We start from the raw sequence: 21,073 nt of genomic DNA, 5'->3' as shown, positions 1-21,073 counted from the left end.
AGCCCTTATTCAGACTACAATCCGTTTATTCCCTTGGCCTGCAGAATTTGCAAACCGCTGGAAAATACAATTTAAATCTTCTGAATCTAATACTAACATTCAATGCAGGCTAGCAGATAGCTTTTGAAACATCAGGTCGTATTTACCCGCCTGGTTCGTAATTGATTAAGGAAGTTGAAGCATGAACCATGCCATCAACCTGCTTAATTGACAAATATGAAGCTGACGTTTGCCAACCCCATACTCAGGAATTAATCTCCACCACCAGCAGCAGAGTGCTTATCGTCTCTCTCTTCAAAAATCATAAGCGGTTTATTAGTGTTGCTGACTACACTCTCGTCTACAACAACCTTTTTGATTCCCTCGAGTGACGGTAATTCATACATGGTGTCTAAAAGAAGATTTTCAAGGATCGTTCTTAAACCACGAGCACCAATTTTTCGCTCCAATGCTTTTTTAGCGATTTGCCGTAAAGCGTCATCACGAAATTCAAGCTCAACTGACTCCATTTTGAACAAAGCTTGAAACTGCTTGGTTAAAGCATTCTTTGGACGAGTCAGGATATCAACCAGGGCATCTTCATCCAGTTCGTGCAGTGTTGTTACTACAGGAAGACGGCCAACGAACTCTGGTATTAATCCATATTTCACTAAATCTTCTGACTCAAGCCCATCCAGTATTTTCTCATTGACTTTACTATCCTTGGAGTTTTTGAGCTGTGCGGCAAAGCCGATACCGGATTTATCGCTTCGATCGCGAATTACTTTTTCCAGACCAGCGAAGGCGCCTCCGCAAATGAACAATATGTTGGACGTATCAACCTGCAAAAATTCCTGTTGCGGATGTTTGCGCCCACCCTGCGGCGGTACTGAAGCGATTGTACCTTCAATCAGCTTAAGCAGTGCTTGCTGTACCCCTTCGCCAGAGACATCCCGGGTGATCGATGGATTATCTGATTTACGGGAAATTTTATCAATTTCATCAATGTAAACTATACCTTGCTGCGCTTTATCCACGTCGTAATCGCATTTTTGCAATAACTTCTGGATAATATTCTCAACATCTTCACCTACATAGCCTGCTTCAGTCAAAGTAGTAGCATCTGCGATGGTGAATGGAACGTTGAGTAATCGGGCAAGTGTTTGAGCAAGCAAGGTTTTGCCGCTGCCTGTCGGGCCTATCAGCAGAATATTACTTTTACCCAGCTCAACACCATCCTGTGGCTTGTGCTGCAAACGCTTGTAATGATTATATACAGCAACAGACAGCACCTTTTTTGCATGAGGCTGCCCTATGACATATTCATCAAGAAACTTTGAAATTTCCTTTGGTGTCGGCAAATGGGTTTCGGTATCCTCAATTGTCTCCTGCGTTTCTTCACGAATAATATCATTACATAATTCAACGCATTCATCGCATACAAAAACCGAAGGACCTGCGATTAATTTTTTTACCTCATGCTGGCTTTTGCCACAAAATGAGCAATATAAAACTTTTTCACCATCACCTTTACCGGTTTTACTCATCAACAAACCCTCTCGTGCCGATTCCTCATAAGGAATGCAATTTTAAATTTATTGGAATTGACCTCAAAACAATTTTTGCTGCCAAACTCTCTTATCTATATCCTGTATAGTGCTCCGCATGACTATCCTCAACTTCGCCTGTGACATGATAATTGACAGAACCTAGTAAAATTTTAGACAATCAATAAAAATAAGCCAAGTGGATAATGGCCTCTTTTTAAGAGGCCATTGAGTCAAGAGTCCTGAACTCTGAATTATTCTGCAGTTGTAAATGCATTACGATCGTAAAGCACTTTGTCTATTAATCCATATTCTTTGGCTTGAGACGCACTCATGAAGTTATCCCTTTCCGTATCACGCATGATTTGATCAGGCGTTTTGCCGGTATGCTTTGCCATGATGCTGTTTAAACGCTCACGTACAGCCAGCGTTTCACGGGCATGGATTTCGATATCAGTCGCCTGACCACGGTATCCGCCTAAGGGCTGATGTATCATTACCCTGGAATTGGGCAAGCAGAAGCGCTTGCCGTCAGCGCCGGCACAAAGCAACAAAGCAGCTGCACTGGCAGCCTGGCCAATACAGAGAGTGCTTACATCCGGTTTAATAAACTGCATCGTGTCATAAATTGCCAAGCCAGCTGTAACAACGCCTCCAGGCGAATTGATATACAGATAAATATCTTTATCCGGGTTCTCTGATTCAAGAAAGAGGAGCTGCGCCACTACCAGGTTAGCCATATGGTCTTCAACTTCACCTAATAGAAAAATAATGCGATCTTTCAAAAGTCTTGAGTAAATATCATAGGAGCGCTCTCCTCTTGACGTTTGCTCAATAACCATTGGAACCAGGCCGCTGGCATTTCTAATCAGGTTATCGGGATGACCTGCCATTTATCACTCTCCTTTCTCTGTGTTTTCCTTTTTGGGATTCATGACTTCATCGTAGCTCATTGATTTTTCGATGAGTTTAGCGTTTTCACTGATTTTTTCTGCAACCATTTCTTCCATAACAAGGGCTTCAACCTCAGCAGTACGTTCCTTGCTATTTCGGTACCAGTTACGTAACTCGTCCGGGTTCTCATAAGCACTGGCAAACTTTTCAATCATCGCATCAACACGATCTTTATCCGCTTTTAATTCATGTGCCTTGACGTATTCTGAGAATAACAGACCCAAATGAACTCGGCGTTTGGCTTGCTCTTCAAATAATTCTCTTGGAAAGTCAGGAATCTTTTCATTCTCATGATGTGCATGCCCAAAAAGGCGATGATACATATCATGTTTAAGATGTTCGATTTCCTGATCAATCAGAGCTGCAGGTAAATCGAAGCTATTAACAGACATCAATTGATTGAAAATACGCTCACGATTAGTAGCGCTGACGCGACGCTCCAGCTCACGGGTCATATTTTCCCGGATGTCTTTTTTGAGTGCGTCGACACCGCCTTCCTTAATGCCAAACTTTTCAGCAAAAGCATCGTCCAGTGCAGGCTGTTCACCTTCCCACACATTATGGATGGTGATTTGGAATACGGCATCTTTGCCGGCTAATTCTTTGTGGCCGTAGTCTTCAGGGAAGGCAACATTAATATCAAAGGATTTGCCAATTTCGCCGCCAATAATTCCTTGTTCAAAACCAGGAATCATAGAACCGGAACCAAGAACAATTTCATATTTCTCAGCACTGCCGCCTTCAAAAGGCTGATCATCAATGAAGCCTTTGAAATCGATACTGACTTTGTCTCCCTCTGCAGCAGCACGAGAAACATCTTTCCAAACTTTGTTTTGATCCCGTAACTTGCTAATCATTTCATCAACATCAGCATCACTGATCACTGACTTGATAATTTCAATTTCCTGGCCGTTCAGCTCAGTAATTTTAATTTCAGGGAATACTTCAAAAGTTGCGGTGAATTTAAAGTCTTTACCTTCTTCGAGCTCTTCTGGCTCAACATAGGGAGAACCGGCTGGAACCAACTCATTGTTTTTCAGGGCTTCATATAGAGTTGATTGCACCATCTCACGGGCAACTTCTTCACGTACACCTTTTGAGAAGCGGCTCTTGACTACATCCATAGGGACTTTTCCTGGTCGAAAACCGGCAACTTTGGCTTTACGTGCAAGATCACGCAAACGCGATTTGACCTCATCTTCAACTTTTTCGGTAGGTACGCTAATGGTAATCTTACGCTCCAGACCATTCAGGGCTTCAACAGAAATTTGCATCTAGTCACCTCTTGGATATTTTTGTCATGTAATGGTGCGAAAGGAGAGACTCGAACTCTCACGGGTTACCCCACTGGAACCTAAATCCAGCGCGTCTACCAGTTCCGCCACTTTCGCAAAACAGGGTGGAATTATCGAACAGTATGACTTGGTTGTAAAGACTCGAGATGCGAATCTTTAGACTTTGGATTCTGAATATAGCCAAAAAATTGTTTCGACTATATATTATAGCCGTTTTTCAGCATAATCTACTTAACCAACTCAGACTCATTGATGTTTTAAATGGGGTGAACGATGGGACTCGAACCCACGACAACCGGGATCACAACCCGGGGCTCTACCAACTGAGCTACGCTCACCATATCGGAATACTGCACAAAGGCTGGCACGCCCGGCAGGATTCGAACCTGCTACCCTCGGCTTAGAAGGCCGATGCTCTATCCAGATGAGCTACGGGCGCAAATATATTGGTCGGGGTGGAGGGATTCGAACCCCCGACATTCTGCTCCCAAAGCAGACGCGCTACCAGACTGCGCTACACCCCGCAAACCCGTCCTAGGACAGAGCGCAGATAATACCGCTTGCTTTTCCTAAGGTCAATATATTCGAGAACTAATTTTTTATTGATTGAAAAACCCATAGATTAAGTGAACCAATTCAACTCAAACTGTCTTTGATTCAAATATATAGATCATTTTTAAATCCCGCACTCAATTCCTGATAAACAGGCAATGATAACTCATAAATTCAAATTGCCAGCCGACTGACGCTAAGTTAACATAAATCAGGAATGCTTTCGGGTTTAAGTCATGAAAAAACTGTTGTTGCCGCTGTTCGATAGCCTGGATCAATTAAGTAAGAATTCAGATCACGTCATACTGCCTTCTCCAGACTGTTATGCCGATTTCATCCATGTATTAAATTTTTTAAGAAGTTATTGCGGCAGCCTGGGCACATTTAATAGTTATCGGAGAGAAGCTGAGCGTCTTTTGCAGTGGTGCTGGTTAGTCAGAGATTGCCGCTTGCCGCAATTAAAACGAGAAGACATTGAAGCCTTTATACGATTTTGCCAGCATCCTCCTGCAAGCTGGATTAGTCTGAAAAAAGTTCCCCGATTCATTGAAAAAGAAGGTAAACGAGAGCCCAATAACGAATGGCGCCCATTTGTAGCAACTGTCAGTAAGCTGGCTCGCAAACAGGGGCATGAACCTGCTATCAATCAGTTCTCATTATCTCAGGGTGCTATTCAGGAAATTTTCGCAATTTTAAGTACTTTATTTAATTTCTTAATTGCAGAAGAATACTTGTTTTCCAATCCAGTTGCCTTAATCCGCCAGAAAAGCAAATTTATCCGCAAAAGGCAGCAAAATGCGCCGGTTAGAAGACTTAGCCTCTTGCAGTGGCAGGCGGTTCTCGATGCCGCCGAGACTTTAGCCGCAGATAATCCTGAAAAACATGAACGCACCCGCTTTATTCTGAGTATGCTTTTTGGAATGTATTTGCGTATTTCAGAGCTTGCCGCAAGTGATCGCTGGGTTCCCAGCATGAATGATTTCAGCAAGGATAGTAATGGGTTCTGGTGGTTTACAACTATCGGTAAGGGTAACAAAGAGCGTCAGGTGGCGGTAAGTGATGCAATGCTGGATAGTCTGAGCCGCTGGAGACGCTTTTTAGGTTTAAGCAATTTACCCACTCCCGCCGATAATACGCCTCTGATCCCCAAAATACGCGGTAATGGTCCTATGACCGACACTGCCCCCCTCCGTCGTCTCGTCCAGACTTGCTTTGATCTCGCTGCTGAAAAGCTGCGCCGCGATCATTTTATAGAAGAGGCCGATGGTTTAGGAGCGGCCACCGTGCATTGGCTTCGGCACACCGGTATTTCCGAAGATGTTAAAACACGGCCGCGGGAACATGTGCGAGATGATGCCGGTCACAGTTCAAGTGCAACAACCGATCGCTATATTGATATTGAAAAGGCAGAGCGTTATCGCTCGGCGAAAAAGAAACTTATAGAGCCCTGTGATTAAACCTTGAGTTTAAACTCACCCCTCTTTTAGCCCTCTCCCAACTTGGGAGAGTGATCTTCTTGGATTGATGCCTAGGCCGCAACTACTACAGTTTGTGATGGGATGGTATAAATAGATGTGGTGTTGGTTGTATTGGACGTACCATTCGTTATGCCAACATTGCAGGCAGGCAATCCATTGAGTAACACATTCGGCAGACCTGTGAGTGGCTGAAACACTCCCTGGGTGGTACCCGACTTTACTCCTCCCTCTTTTCCAGGCTCATCACCAGTGGAGATACTGATAGAGGTCAGTATATTGCAACTTGGCGACATAATGATCAGAATTTCAGGTACAAAACCTATACTGTTTGTCCAGGTCGCCATATTGGGAAAGGGGGTTGGTACCTCAGGCGGAACGAGGCAAACATCCGTATTCCCCGTTGTTGTAACCGAACCGCCCAGCATACAGGCCATAGTCATAGTATTTATCCTAAATGAATTTGTTTCGCCTTTATTTTTGCGTCGTCTTCCGTAATTATGGTCAATTCACCACAATCCAGTCGATAGTTCTTTTTTACCCTGCTTCGTAAACGCCCCAACACCTGATGCTCCAAATCCTCTACCCATTGGAACAGGCGAATAGTCTGCAGATTCAAGGTGTCGCAGATTTTTTCAATGGTTTTGGCAATGAATTTCAACCTTTCAAAATGAAAACTGCATTCTTGTCCCTCAAGTCGGCTGTGTTGCAAATTCAGGCGGGCTTTTTCAGAATTTATTGCCAGCTCAGTGGAATTTAAACCAATTGAAGACGCATTAACTTCAAGCCCATGCTGCATATTAATGCATGCATGATTTTCACTTCTTCGATTCAAAATCGCTAAAACATAAACCTCCTCCTCTCCCAGATAAGCCATGATTTCATCATCAGCCAGGGGCTCCAACAGGCAGGAAAACGCTTTTTTTGCTTTAATGGTGGAGTTGCTGAATGAAAATTTTAAATGAAAATTATCGCCTTCGATAAATTTTATCGTAGCGGGATAACATCCCCCGGTACCGGCCAATCGCATTATTTCATTTTCTTTTAACATAGTGCTCCCCTCGTCCGGATTTATGCCGATATAAAATAAAAGAATCCAGTCCTCTCAGTAACTCTCCGCTCCTCGAAGTCATGGAAGGGAGACATTTTGATCTTATTCATAAACCTTAAATCATGTGCTCCACTGCTCTGCTCTTAATAAATCCGGATCGGTTTTTTTCATATATTCACCGCTTTTGATATTCCAGTTCACCTGATGCTCTCTGGTGTCATGTAAGGATGCGCTGTTCATTTCCGATTGTGAAAAATCGCAATGACTCAGCTGACTATAATTAAACCTGGCAGCATTTAAGGAACTATGTTGAAAATCGCAGTCCTTAATAATCGCAGACTCAAAGTTAGCATTGTTTAATTGGCAGCGATTAAAAAGACAATCCTCTATTGTTGCACTGACAAAGTTAGCGGTACTTAATTGGGCCTGGCTAAAATCCACAGCGGTCAGTTTCGCTTCCTGAAAAACAGCAGCAAAAAAAGTTAATTTTTCCAGTGAGAGCTGGTTAAGAGTCGCTTGCAGGCAATTGATATGCCGGATATCTGCAGGATCCTGGAAAGCGACTTTATCAATTTTCGCTTTAATCAGTAAGCAGTGAAAAAAATTGCATTGTTTAAAGTGTACACCGGAAAGCCTGCTACCGGTAAAGTTACAGGCGGTCATATCAACCTTTGAGAAATTTCCACGTTCAAACGACGCCTCAGTTGCTGTTGAACGCGACCATTGTATATTTTGCATTTGTACAGCAATTAATCGGCATTGTGAAAAACTGCTTTGACTTAAATCACTATTAAGGAATTGGCAGTTCTCCAATACCTCTGCCTTGAAATCACTTAGTGCAAGATTGGAGTCACTGATAATTAGACCATCAATCTTGTTCTGGTTGAATACAGCACTTTTCCAATCACTATGTACAACATGGACCTTGTTGAAGGTGCAGGCAGTGAATGTATTGATAGTCATCTCGACTTTCTCGAAATAAACCTCATCAAAGCGGCAGTTCTCAAAAATTGCAGCCTTGAATTTCATATTTTTAAAAACACATTTCTTGAAATGACTGTTTAAAAAGATCGGTCTGAATATATCCAGTTCCGTAATTAAAGTACCATCAAAGGTCTGATCTTCAATTACTTTTCGTTCTGACAATGCGTTCTTTAACTGCGCTAAATCCATTACTAGCCTTCTATTTTGTCAAAATAACTTTGCTGTTCAAGACAATGCTGTTTTTGAGTGTCAATTAATGTGCAACTATTAAAGGTTGTTCCATATAAATTAGAATGATTAAATTCGGACTCAATAAAACGGCTTTGAGCAAAAGTTGCCTGAAGCAAATTGGTATTTTTAAAATCAACCCTTTTCATTTCACTGCCTGAAACTCGTATTTGCCGGGCGTTACATTGAGTGATTTCTGAGTTAAGCCAAATATTATCAGTGACTTGCATCGCTTCCATGCTGCAGGCTACCCAGGAAATATTATCAAAATTACCGCCAAGCAAAGCAGACTGTTTTAAGTCTGTATTAATAAATTTCGTTTTACTAATGATTGTTTCAGCATTGGTGCGCCAGTTTTTCATATTGGAGTGGGCAATTCGGCTATTGATTATCGTGGTACCAGCAAATGTTGCCTTCTCCAAATCACAATGTAAAAATCTGCTTTTCTCGAAATGAGAATTAGTCAGTTCCAAAGAGGTTAATTCGCAATAATCAAATAGACAATTAGTCAGTTTACAATGTCTAATCACCGTTAGTTTGGCTTTCAATCGATTGATACTGATGCCTTCAATTTGGCTATGCCGACAATCGGTGTAAGCCCAATCCGCTTCTGATAGTTCAATATGGTCAAAAATACAGCGCTCTAAATGACTGTATTTCAAAATGGATTGATTCAAATCGCTGGCTTTTAATGAACTCTCAGTCATTATCAAACCCTCAGCGTTTAAGCGAGTTAATTTACACTGTTCAAAACTGGATTTGCTAATTTTTGCATAATAAAAATTGATTTGCGGGAAATTGCAGTTTTCAAGCTTGCAATCGACCAATTCAGCTTTTGAAAAATTTGCAAGCCTTCCTTCCACATTGCAGAATAAGCAATTTTTAATATGAGCAGAAGTCAGATTTGCTTCCAGCAAAGCTGATTTATCCAACCGGGTACCGATTAAAGTGGCCTGCTCAAGATTCGCCTTATTTAATTTGGTATTGACTAATAAACAATGGCTCAAATTACAGCCCCTCAAGTCAATCCCTGACAAATCCAGTTCAGACAAGTCAATCCCGGCCAGGTTTTCATATTTAAGATCTGTTTTTTCCTGATAAGCCCTGATAACATCCTCTCGCGTGTACACTGAGGGACTAGCCGTTTCAAGACGATACTGCGCCATTTTTCCAGTGGAATCAAGCATGCCAAGTCGTTTTTCCAGTATGACCGCTTCGTCCAATAATTGCTGTTTCTCCTTACTGGAATGATTCCCATTGGCAATTTCTTCTTTATATTTGGAAATATACTCGAATAATTGCCTGGTCGCATGCGGAGATGGCTGCGCTCCATTCAATTTTGAATCTTTAGGAATCTGACTCGAAAACGCTTTCGCAGCAGTCATTTTGGCCCCTGGCGATAATCCGCTCAAAAGTGTATTCAGCTGTACGCGAAGCTTTGTTGTTTCAGGGTCCTCCTCTTTCTGAATCCGTATCTTTTTTAATTGTTCGCCGAGATCATCCGCAATACCCTGCTGTGGAGGGCTTTTTTCTTTAGGTTGGGAGACAGGAACAGGGCGTTCGATAGTCGGATTTTTTAATCGATTAGAATAAAAATCAAGCGTTTTTTTCGGTTCATCAAGTGCTTCATGAGCACTATGAAGGAAGGCTGGCTTTTTACCCTGAATCAAATCAATCTGCCCATGCCAGATTAAAATTCCTTTCTCGAACTCGGGTATAAGCCATACTGTATCGAGATTAAGCGAAATTTCTTCAAGTTTTGCTTCTGGATTCTGATATTGGTAAAAACAGCGGGTACGCATACCGGGCAAATTGCCAGTCAGCAATTTTTTACCTGGATGCATATTTTTGATCATGAAGCTTTCATTCCCTTTAAAATACCCCTCACGCTGCTGATCGGGAAGCGCACGATTAAAATAAGTCCAGTCAATATTCTTGGGATAAAACGGTCTTTCGTTTTCATACCATTCCCGGTCAAAGGTTCCCAGCTTTGAATTATTGGCCTGAGAATCAGATGAATACGGTAGAAGCAAAGCCGGTAAAGGCTTGTCTGTCTCATCCATAAACTGGGTATCAGACATTTCTATATTGGGTAGTTCAGTAGACTGTTCAGAGTTACTGGAACTCCTGTCGCCTTTCCCTCTGGGGTTGTAAATGTTGCCTTCTCCACCAAATGCATTTTCATAGGATACGGGCATTATTTGAAATACAGCGGGTTGTGATGCTTGCTTTACCAAGCCATTAATAATCCAGTAGCGATCACCAGAAACTAGTAACTTCTTTTCAAACGAGTCGAGAATCACTTCTACTTCAGATCGACGTGTCTCAGGATTATAGGCAAAGCAACTGCCCTTCACAAAATACTCGGCCCTAAGCTTTGGAAGATAGAAATCGAGCATTTCATTGTCTGAAAAATTCTTTTTAACAATGGTCCAGAACTCCTGAAAGCTCAGGAATACTTTAGGTTGGCTGAAGGAGAACATGGCCATCAGGGTCACAGCCAGCTTATCTTTATTCTCACGACGATAAAAAACAGGGATTAATGTGTGAGTTGGATCACGTAGTATTTGCATTGCACTCTTTTAAAGTTTACTTAATTCCAATACCATTTTTGAATCAATTCGAGCGACTCTATGAATAACCTGTTCAAATAAATCATCACTGATTTTATTTCTAATAGATTTCATCCCCCGATACACCAGACTCAAGGCATCCAGTGTTAAAACAGAATCCCAGGTTCCCAGCTGATGTTTATCAATAATCTCAAGGATGAATAATAAATAAGGCCTGATGATTGTTCGATTTCCCGCTTTCAATAACTCTTCGCAAATCGCCATGTAAGCAGTCAGACGTACACGCTCAGAAATCGCCTGCTTGTTTATCTGCTCCAGCTGGACAATTTCCAGTTCTATATTTTTTCTACTGAATGCTTTGCAAAGAGTTTTAATCTCATCAATCTGCTGTTGTTCAACCGATGACAGATGACTCATTCGATCAGTAAAACTCATGGAACTTGTTGTCCTTAATTCGTTTAGCTGATCTTGCGCCCAATCACTTAGAAAGGCACTATTATTATTGAATTTTAATTTCTCAATACCAGGAAAACGCTGGAGAAACTGAATGAATTCGCGCTTGACCACAGCGAATGCCTCTTCGTAACGTTCCCCGAGCTTTTTCAACATATCGAGACTGAGAATTTGCAGATCAAGCCAGAATGGCTCATCGGGAATAATTTCTTCAACCAATCTTAAAACTTCGAGAGGATCATGCCCATCCTGAATCGTATTAATTCTTTTTACACTAAAAAAATCGGGGGGGGAAATGCCGGTTACACCATCTTCAACGTCCGGAAGTACGGCAATACTTCCCCAGGCAGCGAGCCGATTTAAATAATAGGGATAAGGGAGCGTCAAATCTGCCTTCATCAAATCGCGGGCTCCCCGAGTCAAGGTCAGAAAGCCTTGCTCAAGCGGCAGATTCTCATCTTGCTGAATGGTTTTGACGCTATCTTCCAACTTGACAGGTTTTTCCTCTTTTTGAGGTTCAACCATTTTAAAATCCAACTGGCGAAGATACTCATTCAGCGTAGCTATCAGATTGCTGAACGCATCAAACTCCAGTTCCCGTTCGCTCAGAAAATCTCTGATTTCGTTAAAATATTTTATCGATTGCTGAATATCCTTCACGTTGTCGACAGGCTTAATATATTGAATGTAATTAAAACACTGGGAAGCATACCAGTTTAAGAAATTAACCTTAACACGAGGTCGGTCCTGAGGATGAGAACTATCCCAATATCGTTCCAGCATATTGGTCAGAACATTCGCTCCAACTTTCAGACCTGGATATTGGTACTGATGAAAAAGAGCATAGGCAAGATAACATGCAACCTGAAAATCCTTGGATTTTTCAATCAGCAAATAAAGTGAATTGTTGCTGACAGTATTCCACTCAATGCCGCTGGACTGACCTGCCCGGGATAGCTTTTGCATTTCATTACGCAGGCTGATGTATTTGTCATCGTCCTGGCAGTTTGCCCCGGCAGGTTCACTATCTGTTATAGGCTTGGCGACTAATCCGGCGATTTGATCAAGTTCAAGCATATTATGACTCTTGTTCCCAACAATCAGTAATCACACGCGGCACTTTCACCACTTGATCCAACTTCACTTTATCAACCTTGATTTGTTTCAGGGCGGATAAATATTGTCCAATTTGCCAGGTGACGTCGTCTGCTCCGCTTAAACTATAGTAAACATGAATGGCATTGATTCGATTAGCCTTCAAATATTTCGCTTGATCCGGAAATAAACTTACCGGATAAGTTACAATGCCTTTACTATAATCCTGCAAAAATCTAAGGAAACCGTCATTACCCGCGTATTGAATAGTTAGGGTTGCCGCAGGAAAATAAATATCGATTTCAACCGGTCCACAAGACTCCAAAGTCCATTTGCGAATTGTTCTTTGGGAGGGATAGTTGAAGTTTTCCAGTGAAACCATATCATCATTGCATTTGACATTCAGTACTGTTTTATAAGGCAAAGCGGTTGATCCCAACTGTAAATTAACTGGTTTGGCTCTGATGGTAATATCAGTGGGCAGTTTCGCATCCAGCTCTTTCTTGATTTTAACCAGGCTGTTATCCCCCGTATCGAGATTTAATCCTGACTTCAGGAATTGGTAGTACTCAATGGAGAGAGGAAACTTATGTTTTAATACATAAATGGGTACGAAGTTGTTGCCTACCTGCTTGATAAACGGTTTAGTGTATTTTTCATGGAAGGCATAGACTACACCGGCTTTACCAAAGAGCAGATCGTTTAAGTCTTCCCCTTCAATTGTCGCTGTTCGCAAATAGACTTCATCCAGCCATTTTTGCTGAATATAACAAGACGCATAGCGATTTGTATAATCAATATAAAAATCAAGAGGGCCACGCATCAATACCCAGAACGCATTGGTTTCATCCAGCTGATCATAATGATCCAGGGTACGACGAATGCCGAGTAATGCCTGATAAGCCTGAATTACATTAGAAGTATCGCGGCTGAGGCTCGATTGGCTTTCATATAAACTCTTGGCGCTTGCATAGGCTTTAACCGATTGCACAAAAGGTTTGGCATACAATCTTCTCAATAAGCCACGGTAGGTAAGGAAGGCTTTGGCAGCATCAACCTGATTGTTAAAACTCAACTTGTTACTGACTGCCTTAATTTCATCAGGCGAGGCATCGTTGGACACTGGCTGACTGGTCTGAGTTGTTTTTATTGTCTGCACAGGCTGATTGATTTGCGAAGGTCGTGCATTAAGTACTTCACCCCATTTTGCCAACGTGTTAGACAGCTCTTTAAGCTGTACACCTTCAGTACTTTCATATTGGTAATTCAGCAAGCCCGCAAATTGATGAATCATCTCAATCCATCGCGGATTTTTAATGGACAATTTATGAGAAAATTCATTATTAATACGATCCATCAAACTGAAATAAACTCCATTGGGAGTCATCATATTATCGAAGGTTTGATCCCATTCGAACTGATAAGCCAGGGTTCTCTGTCCTTTTGAAAAATCAAAGGAAAACTGTTCCCATTTATTAACGCGATTTTCTTCGTACCAGACTTTGAAATTACTTTCCTGACGAGAAATGTCAATATAAACAGGCAGTGCATATTCAATCTGCTCTAGCAATTGCTCTATTGCCAGATGACCCTGAATGGTAAATGCAGGTTGAACATCATATTCATGGATACTGATACTGCCAGGCCAGAAATCATTAAGACCAATACTGTAAGCCCCTGGTCGGGTATTTCCCCATTCTACCAGCCAGTGCAAATTGGAATTTAAATAACGGGAATCTTCAAGCCAGCGTAATAATTTTATCGATTCAAGGCGTAATCCCTCGGTATTGGAGTTCCAGTAGATATAATCTTTATATAAAACGCCAAACGCGTTTTGTATGTCTTCAGAAATATTACTATACCCAAGATACCGGATTTCAGGATTGGGCATACTCATCAGTGCCTGTCGATCAGAACCTCCCAATTTAGCCTGAACCGCATTTACCCGCGTTACCATATTTTGCACCAGATAAGCTTTCTGGCGATCTGTAACTGCATCGCCCTGGCGCAGCAAGTTCAGAATTTTGCCATCCAGGATATCCAGGGCATGCGATTTGAATTGCGTAACGTACAGATCACCAAAAAAATCATATAGTCTGTCCAGCCCGCCTCGATAAGGAAGAATTTTAATTTGCCACTGATTTTTAAAACGATCGACGGCATTCATTAAAATATGGAACTCATTGAATTCGACCAGATTTGCCTCGAGACTGGTTCCATAAACCTCTTCCGCGGGTAATAACTGAACCAAATCAAGCAAGCGCTTGGAAGTTTGCGTGTAGACATAATACAAATAACCCGCCAGACCGAAACAGAGTAAATACCAAAGCCCAAGTCTTACATACTCACGGCGTTGTTGCCTGGCCAGCTCATTTTTCAGCGGCATCATCGGGCACATTAGCCGTGTTTGTATTTTGTCAATTAAATCATAGGCAAAAGCCTGGTCTTCAATTCCTTTATTGACTATTGTTCCTGTCATGTAAACACCCAACAACACCGGGGATTCACTGTAGGAGGTTGCTGAAAAAAATATTTCGCTAAAGACAGTATACTGTTCTCTTAAGTCGGCAATAGACAGCGGGAACCGGTATACTTTGGAATCAAATTGCTTCTCGCGGTTAAACAGGATGATATCAATCACATCTTGTGCGCGCTCACTTAAATATTGGATAGGTTTGCTGGACGAGGAATTGCGCATCGGATCATCGACCACATAACCCATTGCCTGATTAAACATATTTTCAGGAACAATCTGCACATAGGAGTCAAATCCTTCCAGGTGCTGGCATTCTGTAATAATAAAGAGAATCTGTTGACGATATCCTGTGATATTACTGACCTGGTTAATTCGGTCCCTTAGTGAGCGGGCATAAAAAGATAACTCCCCCTTATTACCCCCTGTTAAAAGAGAAGCAGGTATTTCCACTACGATTTGCTGGACCGCGGGTTGTTTCTTTTTACCTTTTCGGATTGTTTCAAGGAATGATTGCCATTGACGCTCAATTTTTCTGGGTGTGTTGGTCTGAAGCAAGGTATCATCTACATACCAAATGACGTAATCCTCCAGGATCACTGCTTTGTTTCTTTGTAATTCAATATCATCGGTATCCCCCACACTAAAATGAGTATGGAGTTTGAACACATTCATTTGTGAGGCTTTGGGGCTACCGAAGAAAAGGACCCAGGGCATATGCCAAAAACGCTTTACCCCACCAGCCACTGAATTTTGATGAATATAGTTAACCGCGTTATGCAAAGTAAGACTTAATCCGCCGGTCTCGACCTTTTCACCTACAGCCTTCTGCTTCTCATTTTTACGATTTCTCCACCACTTCTCCAAGCCATAACTCATCGAGGTAAGCAGATAAAAAAGCAGTGATATCCCTATAAAAATCAGGGGGCCTATCCAGATTGGAAGATCATGACCTACAACTAAAAGTGTAGATAAAAATCCGAAGACAAGGAGCGTGACCATCCAGAAAATTGTTTGCCCGATTAACCTCATTTAATCTCTCGGTTATTTGATCATTTGTAAATAATTATCAACAGTGTTGTTGATAACAAAATAGAAAAAGAAATAAATCAACAGCAAGACAGGAATGGGTATCAGCCATAGGAACCATCGTTTCCAGGGCGAACGGCCCACTTGCATTTTTCCACCGACCTTGCATTCATATCCCTCAGGAAACGCGATAAAGTGCTCCACGTTATCCACCATTTCATGATCAGGAGTGATATGTTCCAACGCGTATGCCTTGTATTTGATTAAATCCGGTTTATCCAGAGGACTGTGATATTCTCCTCTGAAGCCCAAGGTCAGGCAGCGGTAAAAAATTCGGAATAAGTCTACCTGCTTTGGCGGAATTTTGGATAAATAAATGAAGAACTCCTTTCCTGCGTCAGTGGTATTGAAAAATTCAGTTTGTAAAAAACGATGCTGCCACTCTTTTTTTCCTTCCCACATGGAGTTCTGTACTAGCTCATCAATCCATGCGACTACAGCAAATAAAGCCGTATTCACCTGATCTTTATCCAGTGATCCACTACGATTCCGGATCTCTTTGATGCGAATAAGGACTTCCTCCCTAAACTCGTTAAAGCTGACCGTAGAGAACTCGCTGTCTTTTAATTCGCTCACATAGTGGAACAAATCATAAAATAATGATTGGAGATTCAATTTATGCTCCCACAGCAACTATATCAATGACAACATCGATTGGCGCTTTACCCATGTATAAGGCCACTTTTAATTCACGCTCTATCTTCAGCCACATTGAAGACTGGTTATCAATTTTGTAATACAGACAGCTTGCGCCGCGAGGTATACCTTCTGGTGCAGCGCTCAATTTGGTAATGGGAACGCCGGGCAAAGCATATTCAATATAAGTAACAATATCTGAATAGGCACAGAGTTTACTTGAATCTTTAACGACGCTTGCCACTTCTTCCTGATTATTTTCTGCATAAATGACCAGGTAATATCTTCTCTCTGGTCGTATAAAATAAGGGCCCAAATCGGCATAATAGTAGTTATGCTCTTTGGTCATTCTGTGGATTCGACCTGGATCAGCTACGATTGTGATAATTAATTTCTGTAACAGAGTCCTGACCGCAGCAAAACATGCCGTAAGATTCTGGTGATTGTAATCGGGTAAAATAGTCGTATTTTGCTCGCTGCTGCTAAACAGATTAACCTCTGTACTAAAATAGCTTAACTCACAGGCGATGGTTTCAAGCAAGGTAAATAAATGCCAGGGATGTACATTACCCGTTTTTACATACTGCTTTAAGACCGGCACGCTCCGAAGCAGGGATCGCAAAGAAAACAAACGCCCGAAATTCGCTTTATCAATATGGCTGGCATACCAGTCAATTGGCAGTTTAAACTTTTCCAGCTGGCTGAGAACCCCCATCAGATTTTCAAGCATCGCTCTCATGCCTACAAACAAATTTTCCGCTGCGGCGATATTAACGCAGGAAGGGATATATACCGGGTTATTTTTAATTTCATTATCAATGCGTTTTAATTCAGCTATTTGTATTAAGGTATAATTATGGGTATTTTCCAGTTCAAATTCCCAGAATAATTTAACAACGAATTGTAAGGTTTTAAGCTGTGCCTGGGATTCCTGATGATAAAAATCGGCGGTTTCAACACCTGAGGCATAGCTGATATAGCGGGTTGTAACTCCAGTCAGGTCTTCCAGCTGATTGACAGGGGTCACATTCTTTTTGGACAAGGACAAATCCTTCACCCCCACATAGACTTTCATGGAGTCAGAATTGGCGGGCCAGTCTTTTAAAAATGAGCGGGGTAAAAAAACCGCGTTAGAGTCAACTTCAACATATTCACCGCCTGGAAGGAACAAGGCCATTTTATCCACTTCAAAACGGCCATTCTTCAAGGCCTGATGATTCAGTTTTAACTCAGCAAATCCCCAGAAATAAGGAGTGACATAGCGCATTACCTGATTTAATAAAAACTGTTGATGTAACTCAGAACATTGAAAATGTTGTGGTTGTAAAAAAAGTCCATGTTCCCAATCAACTGCTGTTTTCCAAACCATTTTTGGATCATCCTATTTCAAAGATTCACTGGTCGTTTCTTTTGAAGTGCTGTCGGTAAAATTAATTCCTTTAGCTCCGAGCATCAAACAGATAGCTATACGCCCCATTTTACGATTCATTTCCCAGAAGGTTACAGGCTTCCAGTTTTCAAATACAGGGATTTCAAATACTCGCACCACCTGGTTCGGCACCAGATCATAATAACCGGCAACTACAATGATTCGTCTTGCACCAGCCAAACGGGGGAAGGTATACACCTTCTTGCTGCCGGGGGTGATAAACAGGGTATGCATATAAACTTGTTTGTCCCCTGCCTTGTTCTTGGAGTCTTCAGAATCATCAGCGCTATCAAGAAGTTTGGCAATCGAATCAGAAGACATCAACTGCTTTTGAACATCCTCAACTTTTTCTACCTGTATTATTACAAGCTTCAACGTATGTTTCTGATCATTGTATAGATTGAGATCTTTACTAGCCTCAATACGCATGAGAATAGCATTGTCCTGATAGGAATCTGCCAATTGGGGTTGTTTCGTATTGCCGCCCATTGTGCAGGCAGTTAGCAATACCACAGAGAGTAACCATATTTTCTTAAACACCGACATTCCCTTTCTTATTATAATTATTTGCAGGTAATGCTAGACAACTCAATGATATCAATAGAATATCTGAAATAGCAAGCAACTTGCTCCCAGGCTATTCCCTTATCACTATCTCATTGTCCACAATTTCAAGATTTAAGGCATTCAATTCCCTGTTATTTGTCATTGCCTCAAGAATATATTTCGCCAGGGCAGGCATTATTTTAGCATGCAGGGTTAATTCAATTTCTCTTGCCCCTAGCTCAGGTTCATTGTAACGGTCTACCAGATAATCAATGATTTCCTCTTTAAACTGGAGCTTGATGGCATGCGTGCGCACCAGTTGCATTTTAAACGCCTCAAGTTTCTGGCGAGTGATGTCTTTTAGCGTTGCCCGCGACAATGCACGATAAACGACGACAGTCATTCTGGCAAGCAATGCAGGCTGAAAATGCGCGGATAAAATGGGCCAGATTAGTTTTGTTAATTGCTCCTGTGACAAATTATCAGAGCGAAGAATCAAATCGCTGCCTAAATTGCTGGTCAGGAAAATGACTGTATTTTTAAAATTGACCTCCTCGCCTTCTCCATCAGTCAGGCTGCCTTTATCAAACACCTGATAAAACAGATTCATGACATCCAGTGACGCTTTTTCGACTTCGTCCAGAAGAACTACTGAATACGAACGCTGGCGCACCGCCTCTGTTAACATACCCCCTTCACCAAATCCCACATAACCCGGGGGTGATCCTATCAGGCGGCTGACGGAATGTTTTTCCTGAAATTCGGACATATTAATAGTTGTTAAATACTGACGTCCCCCAAACACACGCTCTGCGATGGTCAATGCAGTTTCAGTTTTGCCAACGCCGCTTGGTCCTACCAGTAGAAAAACACCGGAAGGCTTGTCGACAGAGCTTAAACCGGTTTTCGCAGCTTTCAACTGTTGTGCAATCACCTCAAGGGCTTCATGCTGGCCTTTGATTTGCTCTTCAAGACTTTGCTCGAGCGTAAGCAGAGCGGAATATTCGTTTTTGAGCAATTTACCTAAAGGCACGCCGGTCCAGTCTGAAACAACTTTTGCAACAACTTCTGGTGAAACCTCATGATCAATCAAGGAGATATTTCGCTCATCCATGGTGTTGAGCAACTCCTGTTGCCTTTTCTGAAAGCTGCTGCTTTTTTTTGGTTTTTTTGAAATCTCTTCACGAATAGCCAGTAGCTCACTAATTAAAGCACTCTCCTTCGCCCAATCGTTCTGAATTGCATCAAGCCTTGCTGTGTTCTCTTTAATTTCCTGCTTCAATGCTTTTAATTTTTTAGGATCAATGGACTGGCCTTGTTCTTTATCTTTACTTAGACTGCCCAACTCCTGCTCAAGTGCTGCAATTTGATTTTCCATAGCACTGGCCTCGGCCGGTTTCGCACTCAGATTTATCTTTACTCTCGCTGCTGCGGTATCTATCAGATCAATCGCTTTATCGGGCTGCTGCCGTCCGGAAATATAGCGGGTAGACAGTTCTGCTGCTGCTTCCAAGGCGTCAGAACGAACGCTTACACCATGCGCTTTTTCATATATCGGCTGTAATCCTCGCAAAATACGAATGGTATCCTCGATGTCTGGCTGCTGTAATTTAATCAGCTGAAATCGTCTGGCCAGGGCGGCGTCTTTTTCAAAATACTTCTTGTATTCATGCCAGGTTGTTGCTGCGATAGTACATAATTCGCCGCGAACAAGAGCCGGTTTCAGGATATTGGCAGCATCGAGTCCACCCTGCTGTTGCCCTGAACCAATCAGAGTATGCGCTTCGTCAATAAATAAGATTATTGGAAATTTGGCGGCGGATACTTCTTTCAACACCGCTTTCAAGCGTCTTTCATACTCGCCCTTTACACTCGCGCCAGCTTCCAGCAAGCCTAAATCCAAAGCAAGAATACTGGTATTTTTTAGAAAATCAGGAACATTCCCCTTGCTGATTTCCAAAGCTAGCCCTTCCGCCAGTGCAGTTTTCCCGACCCCAGGGTCACCCACTAAAATTGGATTATTTTTACGCCTCCGCCCCAGGATATCAACCATTTGCTGAATTTCCCGTTCTCGCCCGAACACTGGATCTATTTGTCCGGTTCGGGCTTTTTCGGTCAAATTGATACAAAACTGCTGTAGGGACTCCCCAAGACGGGATTTATTCTCAGGTGAATCCGCATTTAAACCTAACTGCGATATATCCCGTTCGACAGACTCCATTGTATCCGCCTGCCAATGACCCATTAGACTTTCCAGAGGCAGAAGCTCGAAAATTTCATTTCCAATGTGGGTGGGATAATGTTTGTGCTTTTTAATCAAAGCAAATAACAAAGAGCTTGAACGTATTTTCTCTACTTTTTGCTCTAAAGTTGCGATGAGCCAGGCGTCCTGCATCCAGTCAAAAAGAGAAACCGAGAAACTGGGTTTTCCCCTGTGCCCCTGTTTTAATTTATCAATACCGGAATGAATATCAAAACGAATGCTGTCTGGCACCAGGGCTTGTTGCTCAAGAATGAGACTGATATCGCTGCGAGGATTGGAGAGTAATTCACTCAACCAATGATCAATAGTAACTTCCCGATGCGTTTTCTGCATACATAGATTAACTGACTGCTCGAGTGTCAGAGCGGTATAGTCATTCAGACGCTCCAGTAAAGCTTTTAAATTGACGGTTAACATGATTACCTGCCGCTGTTTTCAGAACGATTGAACC

At 42.0% G+C, this 21,073-nt stretch carries 14 protein-coding genes and 4 tRNA genes; 1 reads left to right on the top strand and 17 read right to left on the bottom strand.

Going from position 1 to position 21,073, the window contains the following annotated elements:
• Positions 1 to 251: 251 nt before the first annotated feature.
• The 7 genes from clpX to B1207_RS12205 all read right to left on the bottom strand — a co-directional run bounded on the left by clpX (position 252) and on the right by B1207_RS12205 (position 4,299).
• Entirely contained in the window at positions 252 to 1,526 is a 1,275-nt protein-coding gene (gene clpX, locus B1207_RS12235; RefSeq protein WP_112220246.1) for an ATP-dependent Clp protease ATP-binding subunit ClpX, read from the bottom strand.
• Between the two features lie 254 nt (positions 1,527 to 1,780).
• On the bottom strand, positions 1,781 to 2,419 hold the full coding sequence (gene clpP / locus B1207_RS12230) for an ATP-dependent Clp endopeptidase proteolytic subunit ClpP (RefSeq protein ID WP_058507666.1): 639 nt from the start codon (positions 2,417 to 2,419) through the stop codon (positions 1,781 to 1,783).
• A gap of 3 nt (positions 2,420 to 2,422) precedes the next feature.
• Positions 2,423 to 3,754, bottom strand: coding sequence for a trigger factor (tig, locus tag B1207_RS12225; RefSeq protein ID WP_112220245.1), 1,332 nt, complete (start codon positions 3,752 to 3,754; stop codon positions 2,423 to 2,425).
• Between the two features lie 32 nt (positions 3,755 to 3,786).
• A tRNA-Leu gene (locus B1207_RS12220) sits at positions 3,787 to 3,871 on the bottom strand.
• Between the two features lie 166 nt (positions 3,872 to 4,037).
• Positions 4,038 to 4,113 (bottom strand) — tRNA-His (locus tag B1207_RS12215).
• 24 nt (positions 4,114 to 4,137) lie between these two features.
• Positions 4,138 to 4,214 (bottom strand) — tRNA-Arg (locus B1207_RS12210).
• Positions 4,215 to 4,222: 8 nt separating this feature from the next.
• Positions 4,223 to 4,299: transfer RNA gene (locus tag B1207_RS12205), tRNA-Pro, on the bottom strand.
• A gap of 264 nt (positions 4,300 to 4,563) precedes the next feature.
• On the opposite strand from B1207_RS12205, the gene B1207_RS12200 reads away from it, so the two are divergent.
• The gene (locus B1207_RS12200; protein WP_112220244.1) at positions 4,564 to 5,784 is read left to right on the top strand and encodes a tyrosine-type recombinase/integrase; all 1,221 of its coding nucleotides are present in this window, start codon (positions 4,564 to 4,566) and stop codon (positions 5,782 to 5,784) included.
• A 71-nt stretch (positions 5,785 to 5,855) separates the two neighbouring features.
• On the opposite strand, the gene B1207_RS12195 is transcribed toward B1207_RS12200, so the two are convergent.
• The 10 genes from B1207_RS12195 to tssH all read right to left on the bottom strand — a co-directional run bounded on the left by B1207_RS12195 (position 5,856) and on the right by tssH (position 21,039).
• Complete coding sequence (locus tag B1207_RS12195; protein WP_112220243.1) at positions 5,856 to 6,245, bottom strand: PAAR-like domain-containing protein; 390 nt, start codon at positions 6,243 to 6,245, stop codon at positions 5,856 to 5,858.
• Between the two features lie 5 nt (positions 6,246 to 6,250).
• A complete protein-coding gene (locus tag B1207_RS12190) occupies positions 6,251 to 6,853 on the bottom strand; it encodes a DUF3540 domain-containing protein (RefSeq protein WP_112220242.1) in 603 nt (200 codons plus the stop codon).
• Between the two features lie 120 nt (positions 6,854 to 6,973).
• Positions 6,974 to 8,026, bottom strand: coding sequence for a pentapeptide repeat-containing protein (locus B1207_RS12185; protein WP_112220241.1), 1,053 nt, complete (start codon positions 8,024 to 8,026; stop codon positions 6,974 to 6,976).
• 2 nt (positions 8,027 to 8,028) lie between these two features.
• Entirely contained in the window at positions 8,029 to 10,638 is a 2,610-nt protein-coding gene (locus B1207_RS12180; protein WP_112220240.1) for a DUF2169 family type VI secretion system accessory protein, read from the bottom strand.
• A gap of 9 nt (positions 10,639 to 10,647) precedes the next feature.
• Entirely contained in the window at positions 10,648 to 12,168 is a 1,521-nt protein-coding gene (locus B1207_RS12175) for a TssA family type VI secretion system protein (protein WP_112220239.1), read from the bottom strand.
• Position 12,169: 1 nt separating this feature from the next.
• Positions 12,170 to 15,538: a type VI secretion protein IcmF/TssM N-terminal domain-containing protein gene (locus B1207_RS12170; RefSeq protein ID WP_172458301.1), complete on the bottom strand. Its 3,369-nt coding sequence runs from the start codon at positions 15,536 to 15,538 to the stop codon at positions 12,170 to 12,172.
• Positions 15,539 to 15,703: 165 nt separating this feature from the next.
• Positions 15,704 to 16,363 carry a DotU family type IV/VI secretion system protein gene (locus B1207_RS12165; protein ID WP_172458300.1) on the bottom strand — a complete coding sequence of 220 codons (660 nt, stop codon included), beginning with the start codon at positions 16,361 to 16,363 and terminating at the stop codon, positions 15,704 to 15,706.
• A gap of 1 nt (position 16,364) precedes the next feature.
• Complete coding sequence (tssK, locus tag B1207_RS12160; RefSeq protein ID WP_112220236.1) at positions 16,365 to 17,753, bottom strand: type VI secretion system baseplate subunit TssK; 1,389 nt, start codon at positions 17,751 to 17,753, stop codon at positions 16,365 to 16,367.
• Between the two features lie 12 nt (positions 17,754 to 17,765).
• The gene (locus B1207_RS12155; RefSeq protein ID WP_112220235.1) at positions 17,766 to 18,359 is read right to left on the bottom strand and encodes a type VI secretion lipoprotein TssJ; all 594 of its coding nucleotides are present in this window, start codon (positions 18,357 to 18,359) and stop codon (positions 17,766 to 17,768) included.
• A gap of 91 nt (positions 18,360 to 18,450) precedes the next feature.
• The gene (gene tssH, locus B1207_RS12150; protein WP_112220234.1) at positions 18,451 to 21,039 is read right to left on the bottom strand and encodes a type VI secretion system ATPase TssH; all 2,589 of its coding nucleotides are present in this window, start codon (positions 21,037 to 21,039) and stop codon (positions 18,451 to 18,453) included.
• Between the last annotated feature and the right edge of the window lie 34 nt (positions 21,040 to 21,073).

Source organism: Legionella quinlivanii (assembly GCF_003265995.1).
Lineage (GTDB): Bacteria > Pseudomonadota > Gammaproteobacteria > Legionellales > Legionellaceae > Legionella_C > Legionella_C quinlivanii_A.
Note: the sequence above shows the minus strand (reverse complement) of the source record. Positions and strands in the feature narration are given on the sequence as shown.

Bases quoted from the DNA above. Each gene is read 5' to 3' on its own strand.
- tig (WP_112220245.1), bottom strand. From the start codon at position 3,754: ATGCAAATTTCTGTTGAAGCCCTGAATGGTCTGGAGCGTAAGATTACC.
- tssH (WP_112220234.1), bottom strand. From the start codon at position 21,039: ATGTTAACCGTCAATTTAAAAGCTTTACTGGAGCGTCTGAATGACTAT.
- B1207_RS12180 (WP_112220240.1), bottom strand. From the start codon at position 10,638: ATGCAAATACTACGTGATCCAACTCACACATTAATCCCTGTTTTTTAT.
- B1207_RS12155 (WP_112220235.1), bottom strand. From the start codon at position 18,359: ATGTCGGTGTTTAAGAAAATATGGTTACTCTCTGTGGTATTGCTAACT.
- B1207_RS12170 (WP_172458301.1), bottom strand. From the start codon at position 15,538: ATGAGTTATGGCTTGGAGAAGTGGTGGAGAAATCGTAAAAATGAGAAG.
- B1207_RS12175 (WP_112220239.1), bottom strand. From the start codon at position 12,168: ATGCTTGAACTTGATCAAATCGCCGGATTAGTCGCCAAGCCTATAACA.
- tssK (WP_112220236.1), bottom strand. From the start codon at position 17,753: ATGGTTTGGAAAACAGCAGTTGATTGGGAACATGGACTTTTTTTACAA.
- B1207_RS12195 (WP_112220243.1), bottom strand. From the start codon at position 6,245: ATGACTATGGCCTGTATGCTGGGCGGTTCGGTTACAACAACGGGGAAT.
- B1207_RS12185 (WP_112220241.1), bottom strand. From the start codon at position 8,026: ATGGATTTAGCGCAGTTAAAGAACGCATTGTCAGAACGAAAAGTAATT.
- B1207_RS12200 (WP_112220244.1), top strand. From the start codon at position 4,564: ATGAAAAAACTGTTGTTGCCGCTGTTCGATAGCCTGGATCAATTAAGT.
- clpP (WP_058507666.1), bottom strand. From the start codon at position 2,419: ATGGCAGGTCATCCCGATAACCTGATTAGAAATGCCAGCGGCCTGGTT.
- clpX (WP_112220246.1), bottom strand. From the start codon at position 1,526: ATGAGTAAAACCGGTAAAGGTGATGGTGAAAAAGTTTTATATTGCTCA.
- B1207_RS12190 (WP_112220242.1), bottom strand. From the start codon at position 6,853: ATGTTAAAAGAAAATGAAATAATGCGATTGGCCGGTACCGGGGGATGT.